This is a genomic window from Thermosynechococcus sp. PKX82 (assembly GCF_031583255.1).
GTDB lineage: Bacteria > Cyanobacteriota > Cyanobacteriia > Thermosynechococcales > Thermosynechococcaceae > Thermosynechococcus.
This window is the reverse complement of sequence record NZ_CP134169.1, coordinates 1,625,601-1,643,696: the sequence shown is the minus strand read 5'-3', so window position 1 is coordinate 1,643,696 and position 18,096 is coordinate 1,625,601. Positions and strand designations below refer to the sequence as shown.

Below are 18,096 nucleotides of genomic sequence, written 5' to 3'. Positions count from 1 at the left end.
TTCAGTCATCTTCGTTGTTGCGCACCCGTTCCCATACATACCAAGCGGCAAAGCCCATCAAAAGGGAGGCAGCCACGGCATAGCCCCATCCTCCCGGCAAACCGGCCAAGGCCAAGGCCAGACTCCCCACCCATAGCGTTAGGCAATAGATAAACAGCACCGTCATCCGCTGAGAAAGACCAGCCTTGAGCAAGCGATGGTGCAGATGACCCTTATCGGCGGCAAAGGGAGACTGCCCTTTCAGAAGGCGGTTAAAAACAACGGTTGAGGTGTCCACAATGGGCACAGCCAGAATTAATAGGGGCAGCAAAATTGCCACCGCTGTGTAGGCTTTCACAAGGCCAATGACCCCTAGGCCGGCAAGGGTAAAACCCATGAAGTAGGCGCCGCCATCGCCCATGAAAATTTGTGCCGGATTGAAGTTATAGCGTAGAAACCCCAAGGCACCTCCTGCCAAGGCAGCTGCCAATAGTCCTGCCTCCGGCTCCCCCATCAGCATACAGACAAACAGCATCGCTGAGGCAGCAATACCCGACACCCCGGCTGCTAGGCCATCCACACCATCAATGAAGTTAATGGCATTGGCAATCCCCACTAGCCACACTGTGGTCAAGGGCAAACTGAGCCAGCCGAGGTCAACAGTTCCCACCAAAGGCACTGTGATAATGCGAATTTTGACACCCACGGCCCAGACAATGCCCGCCACCAGAAATTGCAGGACAAGGCGTAGAAGCGCTGGTAAAGTCAGCAGATCATCCGCTAGGCCAATCAGGAAAAAGGCCACCCCGCCAAGGGTGACCCCCCAAATCTCATATTCTGCTGGCTGAGGTAGGACGCCAAATCCTCCCGCATTCCAAACAATCAGCAGCGCCACCAGATTGCCTAAAAAGATCGATACCCCCCCTAAACGCACCATGGGACGAGTGTGAATCTTACGGGCATTGGGGCGATCGACAAACCCTGCCTTCTGGCCAAAGTCATTGACAATGGGGGTGACCAACAGAACAACGGCAATGGCAGCAAGGAAGGCAATCAGGTGGTACAGCATCTGTTCAGGGCATTGGCAGCAGGATTCCCTCTCAGGCTAGCACTGGTTGCGGCAATTGCAAGTGGGGATAGAGGGGAAATTGAGTACAGAGGGCAGCCACCCGCTCGCGGCAGCGGTTTTTAATCACCTCATCCTCGGGGGCATGCAGGCGATCGCTAATAATTTCGGCGATTTCCGTAAACTCAGCCTCAGTGAAGCCACGGGTTGTCAACGCTGGGGTTCCTAACCGCAGACCACTGGTGACAAAGGGGGAGGCAGGGTCAAAGGGAATCGTATTTTTATTGGTGGTGATATTGATTTCCCCCATCAGGCGATCGGCCTCTTTGCCCGTTAGATTTACCGATCGCAGGTCAATCAGCATCAAGTGGTTATCGGTGCCCCCAGAGACAAGGCGCAGTTGTCGCGCTTGCAGCCCCGCAGCGAGGGCTTGGGCATTGCGGATCACTTGGCCAGAATAGGCTTTGAACTCGGGCTTAAGGGCTTCACCAAAGGCCACCGCCTTAGCGGCAATAACGTGCTCCAACGGCCCCCCTTGGGTACCGGGAAAGACGGCTTTATCGAACTTTTTGCCCAACTCTTCATCACGGGTAAGAATCAGGCCGCCGCGAGGGCCGCGCAGGGTTTTATGAGTGGTGGTGGTGACCACATCGCAAAGGGGCACAGGATTGGGATGGTGACCTGTGGCAACCAAACCGGCAATGTGGGCAATATCGGCCATGAGGTAGGCCCCCACTTCATCGGCAATTTGGCGAAACTCGGCAAAGGGAATGACGCGCGGATAGGCGGAATAGCCGCAGATGATCAGCTTAGGACGGTGCTGCCGCGCTAAATCCCGCACCTGGTCCATATCGAGGCGTTCTGTTTCAGGATGGACACCGTAGTGAACGACGTTAAACCATTTACCAGAAACGTTGACGGGGGAACCGTGGGTGAGATGGCCACCGTGGGACAAATCCATCCCCATAATCGTGTCGCCGGGATTGAGCAGTGCCAAAAAGACGGCAAAATTGGCTTGGGCACCGGAGTGGGGTTGCACATTGGCGTGGGCGGCGGCAAAGAGTTCCTTGGCGCGATCGATGGCCAGTTGCTCTACTTCATCCACAAATTCGCAGCCACCGTAGTAGCGTTTACCGGGCAATCCCTCGGCATATTTGTTGGTGAGAACTGTGCCTTGAGCGGCCATCACCGCAGGAGAAGTAAAGTTTTCGCTGGCAATCAGTTCAAGGTGTTGCTGCTGCCGCTGGACTTCCCGCTGTACCATTTCAGCGACCAAGGGATCCGTTTGCGCAAGCCAATCAATATGGGTCATTTTATTGTCGATGGAGGGAGATGAACTGCCTTACTATCTTATCGCGGATCGCTGCCTGAGCCTTGGTTAGTTGCTCAGTTGCACGTTCCAGAGGCGGGAGGTTTCGAGGCGATCCAGCCACGTTTCGTAGAATGCCCGATTGGCGGCTTGCTCTTGGGGGTCAGTGGTCGTCCAAGGATAGGGGGCAAGGGCAGTGATTGCCGCTGTGGTGACGCAAAACATTGATTTTTGGAAGGTTTGGCAAATTTTCACGCGCAGATCGTCTTCCCCTCGGCCTTGGCGACGATAGAACTCTAAAAGATAGGGAGGGAGATAGTGGCGCATATCCTGCATGAGCAGTGTGGGAGGAATACCAGCCGCACCCGTGGGAATGGGATCCGCAAACAGGGCACCATAACCAAACTCGCTTTGATCGCGGGAAATTTGTTGCGCTTGGGCATTGAAGGAAATGAGGCCAAAGAAGGGGGTACCCCGCAGGAACACCGCTTCGACATAGGGAATGGCGGTGTCGGCTAAAAAGGTAAGACCAGCGCTAGCCGGCAGAATATCGTAAGTTTGGCCGTGAATGGTAACGCTGTAGGTAATGGGGCGATCGGCAGCCGCAATCAGTCCCGCGCGAATATGATCTACGACATCGGGAATGCTGCGAATCTCACCCGCATCGTAGCGATCGCTCAAGGTGAGAAAGATGGGATACATCACCGTCCAAAACTGCCCCAAGCCACTGTAGTAGCAGAGCATCCGCACCGTTTCCAGCAAAAACTCTGGAAAAAGCTGGTTCACGAATTGCATCAGGGGATTGCCCCGCAGTTTAGCGGCGATCGCCTTGGCCGCCAATTGCCGAAATTCTGCCGAATCAAGGAAGGCATCAAGACCGCCGCCCCCATGCCACATCATGGCACGCATACAGTATTCGGCGTATTCGTAGTTAATGCGGTCGTGCCACCAGTGGCGCAGCAGCTTGGGAATGGTAATCTCACCGTTGAAGTATTTGAAAAAGGGAAAGAGCACCAGAAACTGCCGCTCACTAATGTCGCAGAGATTTTCCGCGTAGGCCTTGAGCACCACCCCATAGCTTTTGAGGATGCCCACCACTTCCATCACATGGGTTGGCGTATCCGGTAACAGGGCTTGACCATTCAGCAACCGCTCTAGGATGGCGGTACGCAGTTCTTGATGCAGGGAGGTTGGAGCAGCAGTAATCAGGGTCATGGTACGGGCAGCGTAGCAACAGCAGTGGTGAGAAGGCTAACGGTGGTTTCACTCCAATGGATCAGCCAGTTGGGAACAATCCCTAAGATCAAGATTAGCGTGGCTAATAGGAGGCTCGGCAGGCGATCGCCCCACGCCACGGGCGGCAAATCCGTCAATTCATTGGGCAAACGACCAAAAAAGACGCGGTTCACCAGCAAGAGAAAATACACTGCTGTTAAGCCCGTCCCCACCATACACAGGAGTGTTTGCACTGGGAAGGTGAGGAAACTACTGCGGAAGATCAGGAACTCCGCCACAAAGCCCACCATGCCGGGGATACCGCCACTGGCCATGACACCGACAATCATCAGGCTACCAATCAGGGGCAACCCCCGCTCAGGGTTCAGCAATCCCCGCAGTACCTCAATGTTGCGGCTGCCGGTTTTTTCATAGACAACCCCCACCAGTAAAAAGAGGAGGGCGGAAATTAACCCGTGGCTCATCATTTGGGCAATAGCCGCCAAAATACTCAAGGGAGTGGCAGTGGCAGTGGCCAAGAGAACAAACCCCATGTGCCCAATGGAACTGTAGGCCACCATTTTTTTCATATCCGTTTGGGCGATCGCCATTAGGGAACCGTAGAGGACACTGACTACCGCCCAAGTGGCCAACCCCGGCGCCAAAACTTGCCATGCCTGCGGAAATAACTGCACGCCAAAGCGCACTAGCCCATAGGTACCCAATTTCAGGAGTACCCCCGCCAGCAGCACAGAAATCGGCGTGGAGGCTTCAACGTGGGCATCAGGTAGCCACGTATGGAAGGGCACGAGGGGAATCTTGATGCCAAAGCCCACCAAAATCAGCCCCAACAGAACCAGCTGTGAACTCAGGGGTAAGAGGGTGGATAACTGGGGGTCAAAGTCAAAGGAGGGGGCATGGGCTAACCACACCAGTCCCAGAAAGCCAGCCAAGAGCAGCACCCCAGAAATGGCTGTGTAAATTAAAAACTTGGTGGCGGCATAACTGCGCCGTGCCCCACCCCAAATCGCAATCAGAAGGTAGAGGGGAATCAACTCCAATTCATAGAAGAGGAAAAAGAGCAGCAAATTATCGGCCAAAAAAGCGCCACTGACACCCGCATTCAACAGCAGTACCAGCGGGTAATACAACCGCGGACGGGGCAGATTGACAGAAGTGGCCAAGAGGGCAATCAGCGTCAGGAAGTTATTTAAGACCAATAGCGGCAGCGACAGGCCATCCACGCTCAGGCGATAGCTCAAGCCCAGTGGCTCCAACCAAGGAATCACCTCGGTTAATTGCGGTGCTGCATTGGCGGGGTCAAATAGACGGGCGATCGCGAGACTGACGACAAGGGCGATCGCTATCACGACAGCGGCTAAACTGCGGTAGGTGCGTCCCAGACTTTCAGCGGGTAACAGGCTGAGGGCAAGGGCACCGAGTAAGGGCACCCAGAGAAGGAAACTTAACAGCGGCATTACAGTAGTAGCCATGCGATCGCCCCCCCAAGAATCGCCACACCAATGAACACCAGCAGCAAATAGGCTTGGGATTGACCACTGGCACTGTACTTGAGCAACTCACCCCCCACAAGGGATGCCACACCCGTTGTATTCACAATGCGATCGACAATGTGGCGATCCACCCAAGCGCTCAACTGCGAGAGCGATCGCACTGCCCAGACCACGGTATAGCGATAGAGTTCCTCAATGTAAAGATCGTAGGCTAACAGATCCTGCACAAAGCGCAAGGGCACCTTGATCGGACGTGTCCACTGGCGTTTGAGGGTGACAAAGCCGCCAAGGAGAATTCCAGTGAATCCCGACACCACAAGCAGAACCACAATCCACCAATCAATCGTTGTCGGTAACAACTGCACTCGCTGCAAAATGAAGGGCACCAGCAAGTTCAAAATACTCAGGGTGACCATTGGCACTGCCAGCGGCCAAGGCACTTCGGGGGCGCGGCGGGTTTTGGGTTGGGCAGACCCCAAGAAGACCAAGCGAAAGACACGGGTGAGGTTGACAGCCGTTAGGGTATTAACCAGCAAAATCAGCCCCACCAAGCCAAGCTGGGTTTGCCAGTAATAGTCAATGCCGCGATAAAACGACCAAAAGGCACCCAAGGGCAGACAGCCAATTAGGGATAGACCGCCGATCACAAAGGCTGAACTTGTGGCTGGCATCCGTCCGCCTAAGCCCCCCAATTCCGTCAAATCCTGACAGTTAGTGGTCATAATCACACTGCCAATACTCATAAACAGCAGTGCCTTGGCGATCGCGTGGGTGAGCAAGACAAACAGGGCAAAATCTGTCCAGTTGGTGCCGACCCCAATAAACACCAACCCCAGATAGGCGCTCGTCGAGTGGGACAGTGCCCGTTTAATGTCAATCTGGGCAATGGAAACAAGGGATTCACTGATGGCAGTCACCGCCCCAATCAGGATCAGCGCAATGTTTGCCCCCGGGCAGGCCACCAGAATCGGCTGTAGCTTAATGAGAATATAGGCACCCGCCGCCACCACCACTGAGTTGCGCATAATCGAGGCGGGGTTGGGTCCTTCCATCGCTTCATCGAGCCACAGGTGCAAAGGCACTTGAGCACATTTACCCGTGGGACCTGCAATCAAGGCTAAGCCCAGTAAAAAGCCCCAACCGTCTGGTAAATTCGCGTCTTCTGCCCATTGGTAGAGATCGGGAAAATCATAACTCCCCGCAAGGCTGCCGACAGCGACTACCCCCATGAGGAGTAAGATATCCCCCACCCGTTTGGTGAGAAAGGCATCCCGTGCTGCTTTGACCACAAGGGGCTGAGCATACCAGAAGCCAATCAGCAAATAGGTCGAGAGGGTCAGCATCTCCAACAGACCATAGCTGAGGAGCAACGAGTTACTGATCGCAATGCCACTGAGGGCCGCCTCAAAAAAGCCCATCAAGGCAAAGAAGCGTGCCATGCCCCAGTCCTTTTCGAGGTAACCAAGGGCAAAAATCTGGGCGAGGATACTCAGACCCGTCACCAACTCCATAGCCCCCGTGGTGACACTGTTGATGAGCAATGAAAACGAGAGATCGAGTCCCGGTGCCTGTAGCCAATGCCAAACAATCGTTGCGGTGGCGCCACTGCGAGTTTGTTGCAATAGGAAAAAGCCATGCACAAAAGCAACAATCGTCATCAGCAGATTGAAATAGGCTGCGGGTCGAGGCCCGGTGCGCCGCACAACACCGGTGGCCCAAGGCAACGTCAGGGCTGCACCCACTAAGCCATAACAGGGTACCCACCAACTGGTTTCTAACAGTGAATTTGGCATGGCAAAAATGAACCTTGGCGGTTGAGGACGTTTGCAATACTGCTCTCTTCGTGTATTTTACAGGCTGGGGTTCCGCAGCAGTTTTGAGCCAAATCAATCATGGGGCAAGGATTCACTCTAGGGAAGGTTGAGCAATGGGGGCGATCGCCCTTCCTCGCTATTGTCCTAGCGGTAACATTTTTTGCCGCCCCACCCGCCCCAGCTCAAACGATTAGCCAGCGGGGAATGGTGACAGCAGCTCAACTCGCAGCAGCAAACGTAGGAAGAGATATCCTCAAGGCAGGGGGCAATGCCGTGGATGCAGCCGTGGCAACCGCATTCATGATCGCCGTCGTTGAACCCTATGCCGCTGGGATTGGTGGCGGTGGCTTTGTCCTTGTGTATCACGCCCAATCTCAAACCCTGCGTGCCCTTGATTTTCGGGAGCGTGCCCCCCTGCAAGCGACACCAACGATGTATCTCAACGCGAAGGGAGAGGTGATTCCCCGCGCCAGTTTGGATGGAGTCTTGGCCGCAGGCACCCCCGGCACCGTTGCTGGCTTAGCCGCTTTGCACCAGCACTATGGTCAACTGCCTTGGTCGCAGGTGGTGGCACCCGCCATTCAGGCTGCCCAACAGGGGTTTGCGGTTACCCCACGTTATCAGCAGTGGGCAACGATGCGCCAAGCCGTTCTGCAGCACGATGCTACCGCCGCGCGCATTTTCCTCAGGGATGGCCAAGTCCCCCCCTTGGGCACGGTGATTCAACAGCCGGAGCTAGCAAAAACCTTGGGGGCGATCGCCCGTGATCCCCGCAGCTTTTATGAGGGTTGGATTGCCAGAGCGATTGCCGAGTTTATGGCGCAGCAAGGGGGCAAGATCACCCTAGAGGATTTACGAACCTATACCCCCGTTTGGCGAGAGCCAATTTGTGGCACCTATCGTGCGTTTCAGGTCTGTTCGATGCCACCCCCCTCTGCTGGTGGTGTGGCCCTTGTGCAAATGCTCAACCTCTGGCAACTGTTGCCCCCTGCTTCTACCCCCAGCGATCGCGGTCACTACCTAGCCAGCATCATGCAAATTGCCTACGCCGATCGCGCCCGTTACCTCGGGGATAGTGACTTTGTGCCGGTGCCGGTCACGGCCCTCACCCATCCTCGCTATGCCCAACAGCGGGTCACTGAAATTCTTCCCCGTCGTGCCCGTCCCCAACGTGCTGTGAGTGCCGCAACCCCAATTCAACTTGCAGAGTCAGACAACACCAGTCACCTGAATGTTGTCGATGCCCAAAGAAATGCCGTTAGCCTAACCTTTACGATTAATGGTCCCTTTGGGGCGGGTGTGGTGGTGCCGCAAACGGGGATTCTCCTCAACAATGAAATGGATGATTTTGCCATTGCCCCCAATCAACCCAACCTCTTTGGTGTGGTTGGTATTCAATCAGAAAATGCCCCCCTTGCCAATGGCATCGAACCCGCCAAGCGTCCCCTTTCGAGCATGAGTCCAACAATTGTCCTCAAGGATAATCGCCCCAATATGGTTTTAGGCTCCCCCGGCGGCAGTCGCATTATTACCACTGTGCTGCAACTGTTTCTGAACGTCGTTGATTTAGGGCAGGATGCCGCCACCGCCGTTGCCCGTCCCCGCATTCATCAGCAGTGGGCACCGGATACCCTCTTTGTCGAGCCAACGATTCCAAGTTCTTGGATTCAAGCGTGGCAACAGTGGGGCTATCGGGTAGAACAAAGCCGCCCTTGGGGAAATGCCAGCTTAATTCGCGTTTTGGATCAGGGACAATTGGAAGGGGCAGCCGATCCGCGGGGGGAAGGTGCTGCCATGGGTTGGTAGAGGAGAAATATGGCACAGGTGAGTATGGCCGCCTTAGTCGCCGCAGTGCGAGCGGGCAATTGGTTGATTAGTTTTCCCACCGATACGGTGCCCGCCTTGGCCAGTCGGTGCGATCGCGGGGAATTGATCTATGCTGCCAAGGAGCGCCAACCGGCTAAACCCTTGATCCTCATGGGTGCCCATCCTGAGCAACTCTGGCCCTTTGTGCGCGGTAGTGCTGCTGAATGGGAGCAGTGGTTTGCCATGGCGGCGCGTTATTGGCCGGGGGCCGTGACCTTGGTGTTGCCCGCTGCTGAACTTCCTGCAGGTTTGAACCCCCTAGGTACAGGCACAATTGGCTTGCGGGTTCCCGATTGGCCGCCTGCCCAAGCCCTCCTCGAGCAAACAGGACCATTGGCCACCACTAGTATTAACCGTTCAGGTCAGCCGCCACTCATTGAATGGGGGGCGATCGCCCGTGAGTTTCCCCAAGTGCTGACGCTCCACCCGTGGCAGTTACCCCCTACTCCCCCAGAACCTTCAACCGTCGTGCAATGGCAATCGGGGGAATGGCACGTCCTGCGCCAAGGGCGAGTGCAGATGAAAACACCCTAATACTGGGAATCAATTTCCCCAGAGGCGACCCGTTCGAGGAGTTCCTGTAAAATTTTTTCCTCTTCTTCGGAAATTTCGCCATCGGCAAGCACTGCGTCAATAATTTGGCCATGTTCCTCCAGGGTCAGAATTTTATCTTCTAGGGCTTTTTCCACTAAAGCTTTAATTTGGGCTGTATCCATACTGCGACTCCACGTCGTCACTGCCAGTCACTGCCAGTATAGCCTCATGCTTTGTAAAGCTGACGTTTGTCTCTATTGGCCAAGCAATTGGGTACCTAAGACTTTCTCCAAGGTGTAGGGACAGGTTTCAGGGAGATCTGAGTAATCCAAGGGGGTTTCACGCACCACTAAATCTTTGCCAGATTCATAGGCCTCAGCGATCGCCTGGGGTAAGTAGGGTTGCAGGCTGGGGTTTTGACTGATCAGCTTCTCCACAGCTCGCCGTTGTTCGCGAATGGTTGCTCGCCAGCTTTTACTGCGTTTTTGCGGCTGATAGTCCCACTTCAGGAGCTGTCCAATGAGAATCCCGAGGCGATTTTCTAGCTCCCGACGCTCCTGCCGTCCCAAGGCTTCGATTTCCTCTACTAGGTGGGCAATATCAAGGTGGGCAAAGTCGCCTGCCTTGAGCAACTTCGCCTGCTCTAGGGTCCAAGCATAAAAGTCCGTGTCATACAGAGGAGAGGTCATGGCCTTTGATGGTGAACTATTCCGTGGGATACAAATCTCGCGGGAAGTCTGGGTCGAGCAATTGTTCTAGGGTATAGGGACAGGTTGGGGGTAAATCTGGATAGTCTAGGGGCGTTTCCAAGCACACTAAGTCTAGTCCTGCCAAATAGGCTTTGGCGATCGCCTTCGTTAGATAAGACTGAAGGCTAGGATTTTCCTCCAATAAATCCTTAATCTCGCGTCGTTGCATCTGAATCGTGACTCGCCAACTTTTACTGCGTCTTTCTGGCTGATACTCCCACTTCAGCAAATGCCCAATCAAAACACCGAGGCGGTTTTTTAGTTCTTGCCGCTCCTGCCGTCCCGAGGCTTCGATTTCCTCTACTAGGTGGGCAATATCAAGATGGCCAAAGTCGCCTCCCTTGAGCAACTTCGCCTGCTCTAGGGTCCAAGCATAAAAGTCGCTTTCATAAAGATTGCTTTGCATGATTTTTGATGAGCTGATCCCCTCAAGCTGCATTTTAGATAATGTACGCTGCAAAAAATTGCCCCAAGCTGGGACTGGCACTCACCAGTGTATGAAAGATACGACTCCCGGCTTCCTGCCCCGGCTGAATGGGAAACATTCTCTGCCACGGTTCTGGCGGGTCTAACCATTGCCAGTGGGCACTAGCGGCATGGACAATTGGCCAAGCGGGGGCAACATCCCAAATGCGAGGTGTGCGCTCCACAGCACCGAGCGTATAACCCGCAGCAACGGTCAGCAAGTTGTAACTGGCGGATCCCAACATGCGAATTTTGCAGGGGAAGGAGCGCTTGAGCACATCAGTACTGCGGGCACAAAGACTAAAAAACGTCTGCAACGTTGGCTCACTGACCTTGACGCGAATGGGTTTCTCATTCAAATAGGCACCGTTGGCATGGTCAGGGGCTTGATAGAAGCCATAAAACGTCTGCTGCAAGCCGGGAACGTGCACATAGCCAAATACGGGTGTGCCTTGGTAGAGCAGACTGAGGGCAATACACCAAATGGGCAGACCATGACTATAGTTAGTCGTGCCATCAATCGGATCAATGATCCAACACCACTGTTCACCACCGTAGGTATGGTTGCCCTCTTCACTCAGGCAGCCATGGTGGGGAAAGCGCTCTTGCAGCATCGCGGTGATTTTTTGATCGGCCCAAAGGTCAGCACGGGTAACAAGGCTGCCATCGGCTTTGCGATCGCTGGGGGATTGCCCTGCCCACTCCAGCAAACGGGGGGCAACCACCTGTTGAATCTGTTGACAGGTCTGCAGCACCTCAGACCAAAACCCTGAGTTCATTGGCTGTCTCCCACCGCGATACAATGAGCACGTCTGATCCTATACCCACTGGTCAATATCCGTCCCGACTCCCCATGGCACAAACACTGGTCGTCAAAATTGGCACATCGAGCTTAACGGGGGGTAAAGAAGGAAATCTGGCCTTGGCCACCATTGCCCAACTGGTGGAGGTCTTGTGTCACTGTCAACGGCGGGGCGATCGCGTGGTACTCGTCTCCTCTGGGGCGGTGGGCGTGGGTGCTGTGCGCTTGGGCTTAACAGAGCGTCCCCAACAATTAGCCCAAAAACAAGCAGTGGCAGCAGTGGGGCAGGGACACCTAATGCGCATGTACGATGATCTTTTTTCAGTCCTGCGCCAGCCGATTGCCCAAATCCTCGTGACGCGGCAAAATTTTGTCGATCGCCAGAGCTACCTGAATATCTACAACACGTTCCAAGCGCTGTTTGAACTGGGCGTCATCCCCATTGTCAATGAAAACGATACGGTAGCGGTGGATGAACTCAAGTTTGGCGACAATGATACCCTCTCAGCCCTTGTGGCGAGCCTTGTGGAAGCCGATTGGTTATTTTTGCTCACGGATGTCGATCGCCTCTACTCAGCAGACCCGCGCATTGATAAAACAGCCGTTCCCATTGAGCGGGTGGTCTCCTTAGCCGAGTTAGCCCAAACGATTCAAATTGGTGCTGCTGGCTCCCCTTGGGGCACCGGGGGCATGGCCACCAAAATTCAGGCTGCCGAGATTGCCACCGAAGCCGGCGTACGCACTGTCATTACCGATGGGCGATCGCCCACCAACCTGCTAAAAATTCTTGCGGGTGAGCCCTTGGGCACCCACTTTGAACCCCGTCCCAAAACCATCAATGCCCGCAAACGCTGGATTGCCCGTGCCCTCATTCCCAAAGGCGAGTTGTGGCTCGATGAGGGTGCCGTTAAGGCCATTACTGTGGGTGGCAAGTCCCTCTTAGCAGCAGGCATCACCCGTGTTGCAGGGGAGTTTCAAGCCCAAGATGCTGTTAAGCTCTGTGACCCCGCAGGCACTGAAATTGCCCGTGGCCTTGTCAACTACAACAGTGAAGAAATCCGGCGTGTGCAGGGGCAACAGTCCAGCGAACTAGCCAAGATCCTCGGCTATGCCGCTGCCGATACGATTGTCCACCGCGACAACTTGGTGGTGACCCTGTAACCGTGCTTTATCGCCCCAAAAAGAACGATCGGTAGCAAGTGCGGTAAAATTACTCACTAACTGTGACGGTTTATGCAGCGATTGGGGGTAGGTTTTGCATCTGGCATAGTCACACCAAGGAGGGCGTATCCCTCTAGGACAGTACCTGATGGGCGAAAGGACACGTATGGTTCAATTCCACATCCAACCAGATAGCGAAATTCCTGCTTCAACTCAGCTCTTTAACCAAATTAGTTTTGCGATCGCTGCACGGCAATTTCCGCCGGGGTATCGCTTGCCCAGTACGCGGCAGCTCGCCATGCAAACTGGATTGCACCGCAACACGATCAGCAAAGTTTACGAACGCCTTGAAGCTGCTGGTTTAGTCGTGCCCCAAGTGGGGTCGGGCATCTATGTGCGTGCCCTCGGCCAAGAGGAAACCCGTCCTCGCCAACGCCGACCCGCTGTTGTGCCTGTACACCGCATTGTTCAAGAAAGTGTCGATACCCTCCTCGAAATGGGCTATTCCCTGAGTCAAATTCGCGAGTTATTCCTTGCCGAGATTGATGCCCGCCAGAAAGCTGGAGTGAGGGTTTTGGTGACGGTGCCCCGCCACGATCAAGGGGCTGGCGAACTGATTGTTCAGGAACTGCAACAACTGCTGCCAATTCCCGTCGAGCTGATTTTTCTTGAAGACTTAGAAACCGTCCTTGATGGCGATACCTCTGCAACTGTCGTTACCGTGCGCTATTTTGCCAGCATGACGGAAGCGATTACCCGCGATAAGGACGTGCGAGTATTTTTCATCGACATCTACAACTACCAGCGGGAACTGGAAGTGGTGCGACAATTGCCAAAAGGCTCCTGCTTGGGGTTGGTGAGCCTGAGTTCCGGTACCCTCGGTGTGGCCGAGGTGATGATCCACAGTTTGCGAGGGGATGAGCTACTCTTGGTGACGGCTCAAGCCAACGATAGCTATAAGCTCAATGCCTTGGTGCACCGTGCCCACACGATCATTAGCGATCGCGCCAGTGGGGAACGGGTCAAGGCAGCCATTGCGGCGGCCCGTCATGAGTTGATTCGCATCCCCCGTCTCATTTGCTGCGAAAGCTACATTGATCCACAGTCGGTTGAGCTGCTGAAACGGGAAATTGGTCTGACGGAGGATCTCCCCCTCGAAGCTAAAGCCTCTTGACTCAGGGATTGAGGTCATTCAGGCTATGGGACAATTGCACGGTGATTACCTGATTTTTTGCTTGATTGTGCATTGCATCCAGTTGTAGGTTCGTAAGATAACCTAAGCCAGCGGCTAGACTACAGTACAGGATGCCGACGGCACTGAGTTTTGGCCAATGCAAGCTCATAAAACGCCACATGAGTTAACTCCTCATTGACAGAACCACACCACATAAGTCAAGACCCCTGCTGCCAGCCCAAAACCCAGCCCTCTTCACAGGGATGGAACACAGTTAAAACGGTGAAAGTCTCTATAGGAGAGAAGCCCCCTTTGTGTCCCCCATGTTTTAGAACAGGACTGTACCTAGGAAATCTCTGGAGAACTTCCTAAGCAAGGGAACGCGGTTTGCGAGTAGGGGTCACACCTAAAAAGTTATTTCCAATTTTACTGATTGCGCTAAGAACCGTACTCAGCGTGTTACAGTTATTAAATTTTATGAAATATGCAGCAAAGTCCTGAATTTGTAAGGACTTGAGAAAGATTAAAGAAGTCTTCTAAAATCATCTAGAAAATGTTAATTATTTTTTTATTTTGGCTCAGCCAGCAAGCGTGGATACCCTGCCTCCGGTACGTATTGTGCTCGTGGAACCCCAAGGGGAGATCAATGTCGGCAGCATTGCCCGTGCGATGAAAAATATGGGGTTACAGCAGTTGTGGATTGTCAGTCCCCGCTGTGATCCCAAGGGAGAGCTAGCCCGTCGCTGGGCGGTTCATGCAGAGGATGTGCTCCAGCAAGCCAGAATGACGGACTCCCTCGCAACGGCACTGGCGGATTGTCAGCGGGTCTTTGCCACGGTGGGGCGAGAGGTGGCGGATTTGGCGTTACCTCTGTGGACACCGCGTCAGGCGGCACCGCAACTGTTGGCTGTCCCGCAGGCAGCACTGGTCTTTGGTCGCGAGGATCGGGGACTCACGAATGCAGAATTGGAGTGTGCCCATGGTTTGGTGCAGATTCCTACGGCTAATGCTTATCCATCTTTGAATCTGGCGCAAGCTGTTGCCGTATGCTGCTATGAGTTGTGGTTGACGGCCTGCGACAGTGCGGGAACTTTTCCCCAAGGGTCTGCCGTCCCCTTTGAGCGGTTGCAGGGGTTTTATGACCATTTAGAGCAGGTGCTGCTCCAGATTGGTTTTTTGTATCCCCATACCGCTGCTAGTCGTATGGCCAAGGTGCGATCGCTCCTCGGGCGTGCCTACCCCACGGATGCCGAAGTGGCGCTGTTGCGGGGCATGGTTCGTCAGGTGGAGTGGGCGATTCAGCACGCAGCCACGATTGCTTCGGACACCTTCCCTCTACAGTAAATGGCATGGTTGCTCAGTCGCGTTCAATGGTTTCGTCCTCTACGCTTTCCTCACTGTCTCATCCGTCACCGCTTCCTAGCCCAACGCCTCCCCGTCCCAATTTGTTCTTAATGACTTTTCGCTTTGGCGTCAGTGTGGTTGCCCTTGCCACCATAGTCGGCACACTGCTGTCGGTGTTGCAGCCTGAAAAACTGTCCCTAGAGACCACGGCCAGTCAGGCGATCGCTCCTGAAACACCAACCCCCAACTTGCCCCCAGAACGTCCCCTCCCCACTCTGCAACAGCAAATTCAACAACTGGTGAGCCGTCAACCCAATCTGACGGCGGGGCTGTACTTTTTTAACCTCGACTCCGGGGCATCTCTGAATGTAGGCGGCGATGCGGTCTTTCCAGCGGCCTCTACGATTAAATTTCCCATCCTTGTTGCCTTTTTCAAGGCGGTGGATGAGGGACGAGTCACGCTCCATGAACGCCTCACCATGCGTCCGGATCTGATTGCCCCTGAGGCCGGTACGCTGCAGTATCAAAAGCCCAATTCCCAGTATCCTGCCCTTGAGGTGGCCGATTTAATGATTACCATTAGCGACAACACGGCAACGAATATGATTATTGATCGCCTTGGGGGCGCAGCCGTGCTCAACCAACAGTTTCAGGAATGGGGCTTAGAAAATACAGTGATCAACAATCTGCTACCGGATATGAAGGGCACCAACACCACTAGCCCCCGCGACTTGGCAACGCTGATGCTGAAAATTGGTCAGGGGGAAATTGTCTCCCCCCGTAGTCGCGATCGCCTGCTGGACATTATGCGGCGCACGGTCACTAATACCCTCTTGCCCGCTGGCCTTGGCAAAGGGGCTACGATTGCCCACAAAACTGGCGATATTGGTATTGTGGTGGGAGATGCGGGCATGGTGGATATGCCCAATGGCCAACGCTATGTGGCAGCAATGATGGTGAAACGCCCCTACAATGATCCCCGAGGTAGTGAACTCATTCGCCAAGTCTCGCGCATGGCCTACCAAGCCTTCGAGAAACTTCCCCCTTCTCAGCCCTAGATGTCGCAGCCACTCCTGACCTTAGAGAATGTGTGCCGCTACTTTGGCGGCCTCAAGGCGGTTGATTGCGTGTCCTTTAGCGTGGCAACGGGGGAGATTTTTGGCATTATTGGCCCCAATGGCGCTGGTAAAACCACCCTTTTTAACCTGCTGACGGGGTTAATTCCTCTCACCTCAGGAGAAATTCAGTTTCAGCAGCAGCCCCTGCACCTGCTTAAGCCCCACCAGATTGCTGGGTTGGGCATTGCTCGCACCTTTCAAAATATTCGCCTCTTTCCAGAGATGAGTGTTTGGGAGAATGTGCGCATGGGACAGCATCTCCATGCCCCTGCCGGTTTTTGGGCAAACCTCTGGGGAGCAGCGCCCGTACGGTATGTTCAGGAGCGCTTGGAAAACCGCGCCAAGGAACTCCTCTACTGGGTGAATCTCTATGAGCGGCGCCACGAGCGGGCAGGCAACTTACCCTATGGTGAACAACGCCGCCTTGAACTGGCGCGTGCCTTGGCACTGCAACCCCGCCTGCTCTTGTTAGATGAACCGGCTGCGGGTATGAACCCCAAGGAAAAGCAAGACCTCTGTGAGTTAATTCGCCGCCTCAAGGAGACCTTTGACCTGACGGTGATTCTCATTGAGCACCATGTGCCCTTGGTGATGAGTTTGTGCGATCGCTTGGCAGTATTGGACTTTGGTCAACTCATTGCTTTAGGGGATCCCCTGACGGTTAAAAATGATCCCAAGGTGATTGAGGCATACCTCGGCGGTGATGTTTAAGGCGACGGATTCCTATTTCCAAGGACGAACAGCCATTCTTGCCACCAAGCATGGCAAAGAGCAGGCGATCGCCCCGGTGCTGGCGCGTCTAGGGGTAACGGTGGTTGTGGCCTCGGATTTTGATAGCGATCGCTTTGGGACGTTTAGCCGTGAAATTCCCCGCTGTGGCACCCAAGAGGAGGCAGCTCTCGCCAAGGCAGAAGCGGTGCTGACACAAACGGAGGCAGACTTAGTGGTTGCCAGTGAGGGGAGCTTTGGCCCTCATCCGCAATTTCCGATGCTTCCGAGCGATCGCGAACTCATCCTGCTTGTGGATCGCCGCCATGACCTTGTCTTGCGGGGGGAGGTGCTCTCCCTAGAAACCAACTTTAACCATGCCACCGTGAGTCATCTTGAAGAGGCCTTGGCCTTTGGCGCACGGGTGGGCTTTCCATCCCATGGTTTGATTGCAATGGCGCAGGCGGATCCTCTACCCAATACGCCAATTTTCAAAGGGATTCAAAGCGAGGAACAGTTGCAAAGGGCGATCGCCACCTTGGAAACCGATCGCCCCACCATTCACCTTGAAACCGATATGCGGGCCCACATGAACCCGACGCGCATGCAGGTGATTGCTCAAGCGGCTGCTGACCTCGTTCAAGCAATGGCTCAGGGCTGTCCTCAGTGTGGTTGGCCGGGGTTTGTGGCTCGTGAGAAACTGCCGGGGCTACCCTGTGAACGGTGTGGCGCACCCACCAGCGCCATCAAAGCCAGCCGTTACCGCTGTCAACGCTGTTTGCACCAACTCACAGTGCCAGTTCCTGAAGCCGTTGCCGATCCCAGTCAATGCTACTTCTGCAACCCCTAGGCAAGGACAAAGACTTGGTATAATCCCTTGTACAGCCCTCGGCACCGATTAAGCCATCCTATCGTCTGCATTCCTAGCGCATGTTTTGAGGAGTGACCCATGACACCTCGCTATCTCACCAGTCTTGCCCTTGCTGCACTCACTCTCAATCTCGGGGGTATGGCGCTTGCCCAGACTGCAAACACGAATAACCCAATGGAAGGCTGGCAACAAAACGGCAATACCAATGATTTGGGAAGCATTCTTAATCCCCAGAATGGCAACTTTTCCGTGCCCGGACTGATGAATCGCCTGCGTTTGATGGATGGTCGCGATCCCAACGAAGTAGTGGCGGATCAAATGGAAAATCTTAATGCTGAAGCAGAGGCCTTTCGCAAACGACAGCAGCAACAATTTCAAAATCTAACGGTTACGCCCTAGGACGGGGA

At 54.5% G+C, this 18,096-nt stretch carries 19 protein-coding genes; 9 read left to right on the top strand and 10 right to left on the bottom strand.

Features of this window, described 5'->3' with window-relative positions:
• Nucleotide 1 precedes the first annotated feature (1 nt).
• From RHH53_RS08140 to RHH53_RS08120, 5 genes are all read right to left on the bottom strand, one after another.
• Nucleotides 2–1,048: an MraY family glycosyltransferase gene (locus RHH53_RS08140; RefSeq protein WP_310743650.1), complete on the bottom strand. Its 1,047-nt coding sequence runs from the start codon at nucleotides 1,046–1,048 to the stop codon at nucleotides 2–4.
• A gap of 31 nt (nucleotides 1,049–1,079) precedes the next feature.
• Entirely contained in the window at nucleotides 1,080–2,357 is a 1,278-nt protein-coding gene (glyA, locus tag RHH53_RS08135; protein WP_302676193.1) for a serine hydroxymethyltransferase, read from the bottom strand.
• 66 nt (nucleotides 2,358–2,423) lie between these two features.
• Nucleotides 2,424–3,569 carry a CO2 hydration protein gene (locus RHH53_RS08130; protein WP_302676194.1) on the bottom strand — a complete coding sequence of 382 codons (1,146 nt, stop codon included), beginning with the start codon at nucleotides 3,567–3,569 and terminating at the stop codon, nucleotides 2,424–2,426.
• Nucleotides 3,566–5,062 (bottom strand): NADH-quinone oxidoreductase subunit M, encoded by a 1,497-nt coding sequence (locus tag RHH53_RS08125; protein WP_310743649.1) that lies wholly within the window; start codon nucleotides 5,060–5,062, stop codon nucleotides 3,566–3,568. The genes RHH53_RS08130 and RHH53_RS08125 overlap by 4 nt, the downstream gene beginning before the upstream one ends.
• Nucleotides 5,047–6,876, bottom strand: a complete 1,830-nt coding sequence (locus RHH53_RS08120; protein ID WP_302678010.1) for an NAD(P)H-quinone oxidoreductase subunit F — start codon at nucleotides 6,874–6,876, stop codon at nucleotides 5,047–5,049. Before RHH53_RS08120 ends, RHH53_RS08125 begins: the two co-directional genes overlap by 16 nt.
• 99 nt (nucleotides 6,877–6,975) lie before the next feature.
• Between RHH53_RS08120 and ggt the strand changes: the two genes are divergently transcribed.
• Together ggt and RHH53_RS08110 are read left to right on the top strand one after the other, a co-directional pair.
• A complete protein-coding gene (gene ggt / locus RHH53_RS08115; RefSeq protein ID WP_302676196.1) occupies nucleotides 6,976–8,703 on the top strand; it encodes a gamma-glutamyltransferase in 1,728 nt (575 codons plus the stop codon).
• 9 nt (nucleotides 8,704–8,712) lie between these two features.
• Entirely contained in the window at nucleotides 8,713–9,297 is a 585-nt protein-coding gene (locus RHH53_RS08110) for an L-threonylcarbamoyladenylate synthase (protein WP_310438251.1), read from the top strand.
• Here RHH53_RS08110 and RHH53_RS08105 read toward each other — a convergent pair.
• From RHH53_RS08105 to RHH53_RS08090, 4 genes are all read right to left on the bottom strand, one after another.
• Nucleotides 9,294–9,479: a hypothetical protein gene (locus RHH53_RS08105; RefSeq protein WP_302676198.1), complete on the bottom strand. Its 186-nt coding sequence runs from the start codon at nucleotides 9,477–9,479 to the stop codon at nucleotides 9,294–9,296. The two genes, RHH53_RS08110 and RHH53_RS08105, sit on opposite strands and share 4 nt — an antisense overlap.
• A 72-nt stretch (nucleotides 9,480–9,551) precedes the next feature.
• The gene (locus tag RHH53_RS08100) at nucleotides 9,552–9,986 is read right to left on the bottom strand and encodes a DUF29 domain-containing protein (RefSeq protein WP_310453653.1); all 435 of its coding nucleotides are present in this window, start codon (nucleotides 9,984–9,986) and stop codon (nucleotides 9,552–9,554) included.
• Nucleotides 9,987–10,002: 16 nt separating this feature from the next.
• A complete protein-coding gene (locus RHH53_RS08095) occupies nucleotides 10,003–10,452 on the bottom strand; it encodes a DUF29 domain-containing protein (protein WP_206199723.1) in 450 nt (149 codons plus the stop codon).
• Between the two features lie 34 nt (nucleotides 10,453–10,486).
• Nucleotides 10,487–11,290 carry an inositol monophosphatase family protein gene (locus RHH53_RS08090; RefSeq protein ID WP_310743648.1) on the bottom strand — a complete coding sequence of 268 codons (804 nt, stop codon included), beginning with the start codon at nucleotides 11,288–11,290 and terminating at the stop codon, nucleotides 10,487–10,489.
• Nucleotides 11,291–11,364: 74 nt separating this feature from the next.
• Between RHH53_RS08090 and proB the strand changes: the two genes are divergently transcribed.
• Complete coding sequence (gene proB / locus RHH53_RS08085; protein WP_302678007.1) at nucleotides 11,365–12,474, top strand: glutamate 5-kinase; 1,110 nt, start codon at nucleotides 11,365–11,367, stop codon at nucleotides 12,472–12,474.
• Nucleotides 12,475–12,640: 166 nt separating this feature from the next.
• Entirely contained in the window at nucleotides 12,641–13,648 is a 1,008-nt protein-coding gene (locus tag RHH53_RS08080) for a GntR family transcriptional regulator (protein ID WP_190278210.1), read from the top strand.
• A 1-nt stretch (nucleotide 13,649) separates the two neighbouring features.
• Here RHH53_RS08080 and RHH53_RS08075 read toward each other — a convergent pair whose 3' ends face one another.
• Entirely contained in the window at nucleotides 13,650–13,829 is a 180-nt protein-coding gene (locus tag RHH53_RS08075) for a hypothetical protein (protein WP_302676203.1), read from the bottom strand.
• Between the two features lie 410 nt (nucleotides 13,830–14,239).
• Between RHH53_RS08075 and RHH53_RS08070 the strand changes: the two genes are divergently transcribed.
• The 5 genes from RHH53_RS08070 (at nucleotide 14,240) to RHH53_RS08050 (ending at nucleotide 18,088) form a co-directional block, all read left to right on the top strand.
• A complete protein-coding gene (locus RHH53_RS08070; protein ID WP_310743647.1) occupies nucleotides 14,240–14,992 on the top strand; it encodes an RNA methyltransferase in 753 nt (250 codons plus the stop codon).
• A 110-nt stretch (nucleotides 14,993–15,102) separates the two neighbouring features.
• The gene (locus RHH53_RS08065; protein ID WP_225901534.1) at nucleotides 15,103–16,050 is read left to right on the top strand and encodes a serine hydrolase; all 948 of its coding nucleotides are present in this window, start codon (nucleotides 15,103–15,105) and stop codon (nucleotides 16,048–16,050) included.
• The gene (locus RHH53_RS08060) at nucleotides 16,051–16,821 is read left to right on the top strand and encodes an ABC transporter ATP-binding protein (protein WP_310743646.1); all 771 of its coding nucleotides are present in this window, start codon (nucleotides 16,051–16,053) and stop codon (nucleotides 16,819–16,821) included. It begins immediately after the preceding gene.
• Nucleotides 16,814–17,668, top strand: a complete 855-nt coding sequence (locus RHH53_RS08055) for a DUF6671 family protein (protein ID WP_302678004.1) — start codon at nucleotides 16,814–16,816, stop codon at nucleotides 17,666–17,668. The genes RHH53_RS08060 and RHH53_RS08055 overlap by 8 nt, the downstream gene beginning before the upstream one ends.
• Before the next feature lie 99 nt (nucleotides 17,669–17,767).
• Nucleotides 17,768–18,088, top strand: a complete 321-nt coding sequence (locus RHH53_RS08050) for a hypothetical protein (RefSeq protein ID WP_302676207.1) — start codon at nucleotides 17,768–17,770, stop codon at nucleotides 18,086–18,088.
• Nucleotides 18,089–18,096: the final 8 nt, after the last annotated feature.

What these genes read in the sequence shown, in the direction of transcription:
- RHH53_RS08090 (WP_310743648.1), bottom strand. Translation starts at nt 11,290, where the DNA reads ATGAACTCAGGGTTTTGGTCTGAGGTGCTGCAGACCTGTCAACAGATT.
- RHH53_RS08095 (WP_206199723.1), bottom strand. Translation starts at nt 10,452, where the DNA reads ATGCAAAGCAATCTTTATGAAAGCGACTTTTATGCTTGGACCCTAGAG.
- glyA (WP_302676193.1), bottom strand. Translation starts at nt 2,357, where the DNA reads ATGACCCATATTGATTGGCTTGCGCAAACGGATCCCTTGGTCGCTGAA.
- RHH53_RS08130 (WP_302676194.1), bottom strand. Translation starts at nt 3,569, where the DNA reads ATGACCCTGATTACTGCTGCTCCAACCTCCCTGCATCAAGAACTGCGT.
- RHH53_RS08120 (WP_302678010.1), bottom strand. Translation starts at nt 6,876, where the DNA reads ATGCCAAATTCACTGTTAGAAACCAGTTGGTGGGTACCCTGTTATGGC.
- RHH53_RS08065 (WP_225901534.1), top strand. Translation starts at nt 15,103, where the DNA reads ATGACTTTTCGCTTTGGCGTCAGTGTGGTTGCCCTTGCCACCATAGTC.
- RHH53_RS08055 (WP_302678004.1), top strand. Translation starts at nt 16,814, where the DNA reads ATGTTTAAGGCGACGGATTCCTATTTCCAAGGACGAACAGCCATTCTT.
- RHH53_RS08100 (WP_310453653.1), bottom strand. Translation starts at nt 9,986, where the DNA reads ATGACCTCTCCTCTGTATGACACGGACTTTTATGCTTGGACCCTAGAG.
- RHH53_RS08125 (WP_310743649.1), bottom strand. Translation starts at nt 5,062, where the DNA reads ATGGCTACTACTGTAATGCCGCTGTTAAGTTTCCTTCTCTGGGTGCCC.
- RHH53_RS08110 (WP_310438251.1), top strand. Translation starts at nt 8,713, where the DNA reads ATGGCACAGGTGAGTATGGCCGCCTTAGTCGCCGCAGTGCGAGCGGGC.
- proB (WP_302678007.1), top strand. Translation starts at nt 11,365, where the DNA reads ATGGCACAAACACTGGTCGTCAAAATTGGCACATCGAGCTTAACGGGG.
- RHH53_RS08140 (WP_310743650.1), bottom strand. Translation starts at nt 1,048, where the DNA reads ATGCTGTACCACCTGATTGCCTTCCTTGCTGCCATTGCCGTTGTTCTG.
- RHH53_RS08075 (WP_302676203.1), bottom strand. Translation starts at nt 13,829, where the DNA reads ATGTGGCGTTTTATGAGCTTGCATTGGCCAAAACTCAGTGCCGTCGGC.
- RHH53_RS08060 (WP_310743646.1), top strand. Translation starts at nt 16,051, where the DNA reads ATGTCGCAGCCACTCCTGACCTTAGAGAATGTGTGCCGCTACTTTGGC.
- ggt (WP_302676196.1), top strand. Translation starts at nt 6,976, where the DNA reads ATGGGGCAAGGATTCACTCTAGGGAAGGTTGAGCAATGGGGGCGATCG.
- RHH53_RS08080 (WP_190278210.1), top strand. Translation starts at nt 12,641, where the DNA reads ATGGTTCAATTCCACATCCAACCAGATAGCGAAATTCCTGCTTCAACT.
- RHH53_RS08105 (WP_302676198.1), bottom strand. Translation starts at nt 9,479, where the DNA reads ATGGATACAGCCCAAATTAAAGCTTTAGTGGAAAAAGCCCTAGAAGAT.
- RHH53_RS08050 (WP_302676207.1), top strand. Translation starts at nt 17,768, where the DNA reads ATGACACCTCGCTATCTCACCAGTCTTGCCCTTGCTGCACTCACTCTC.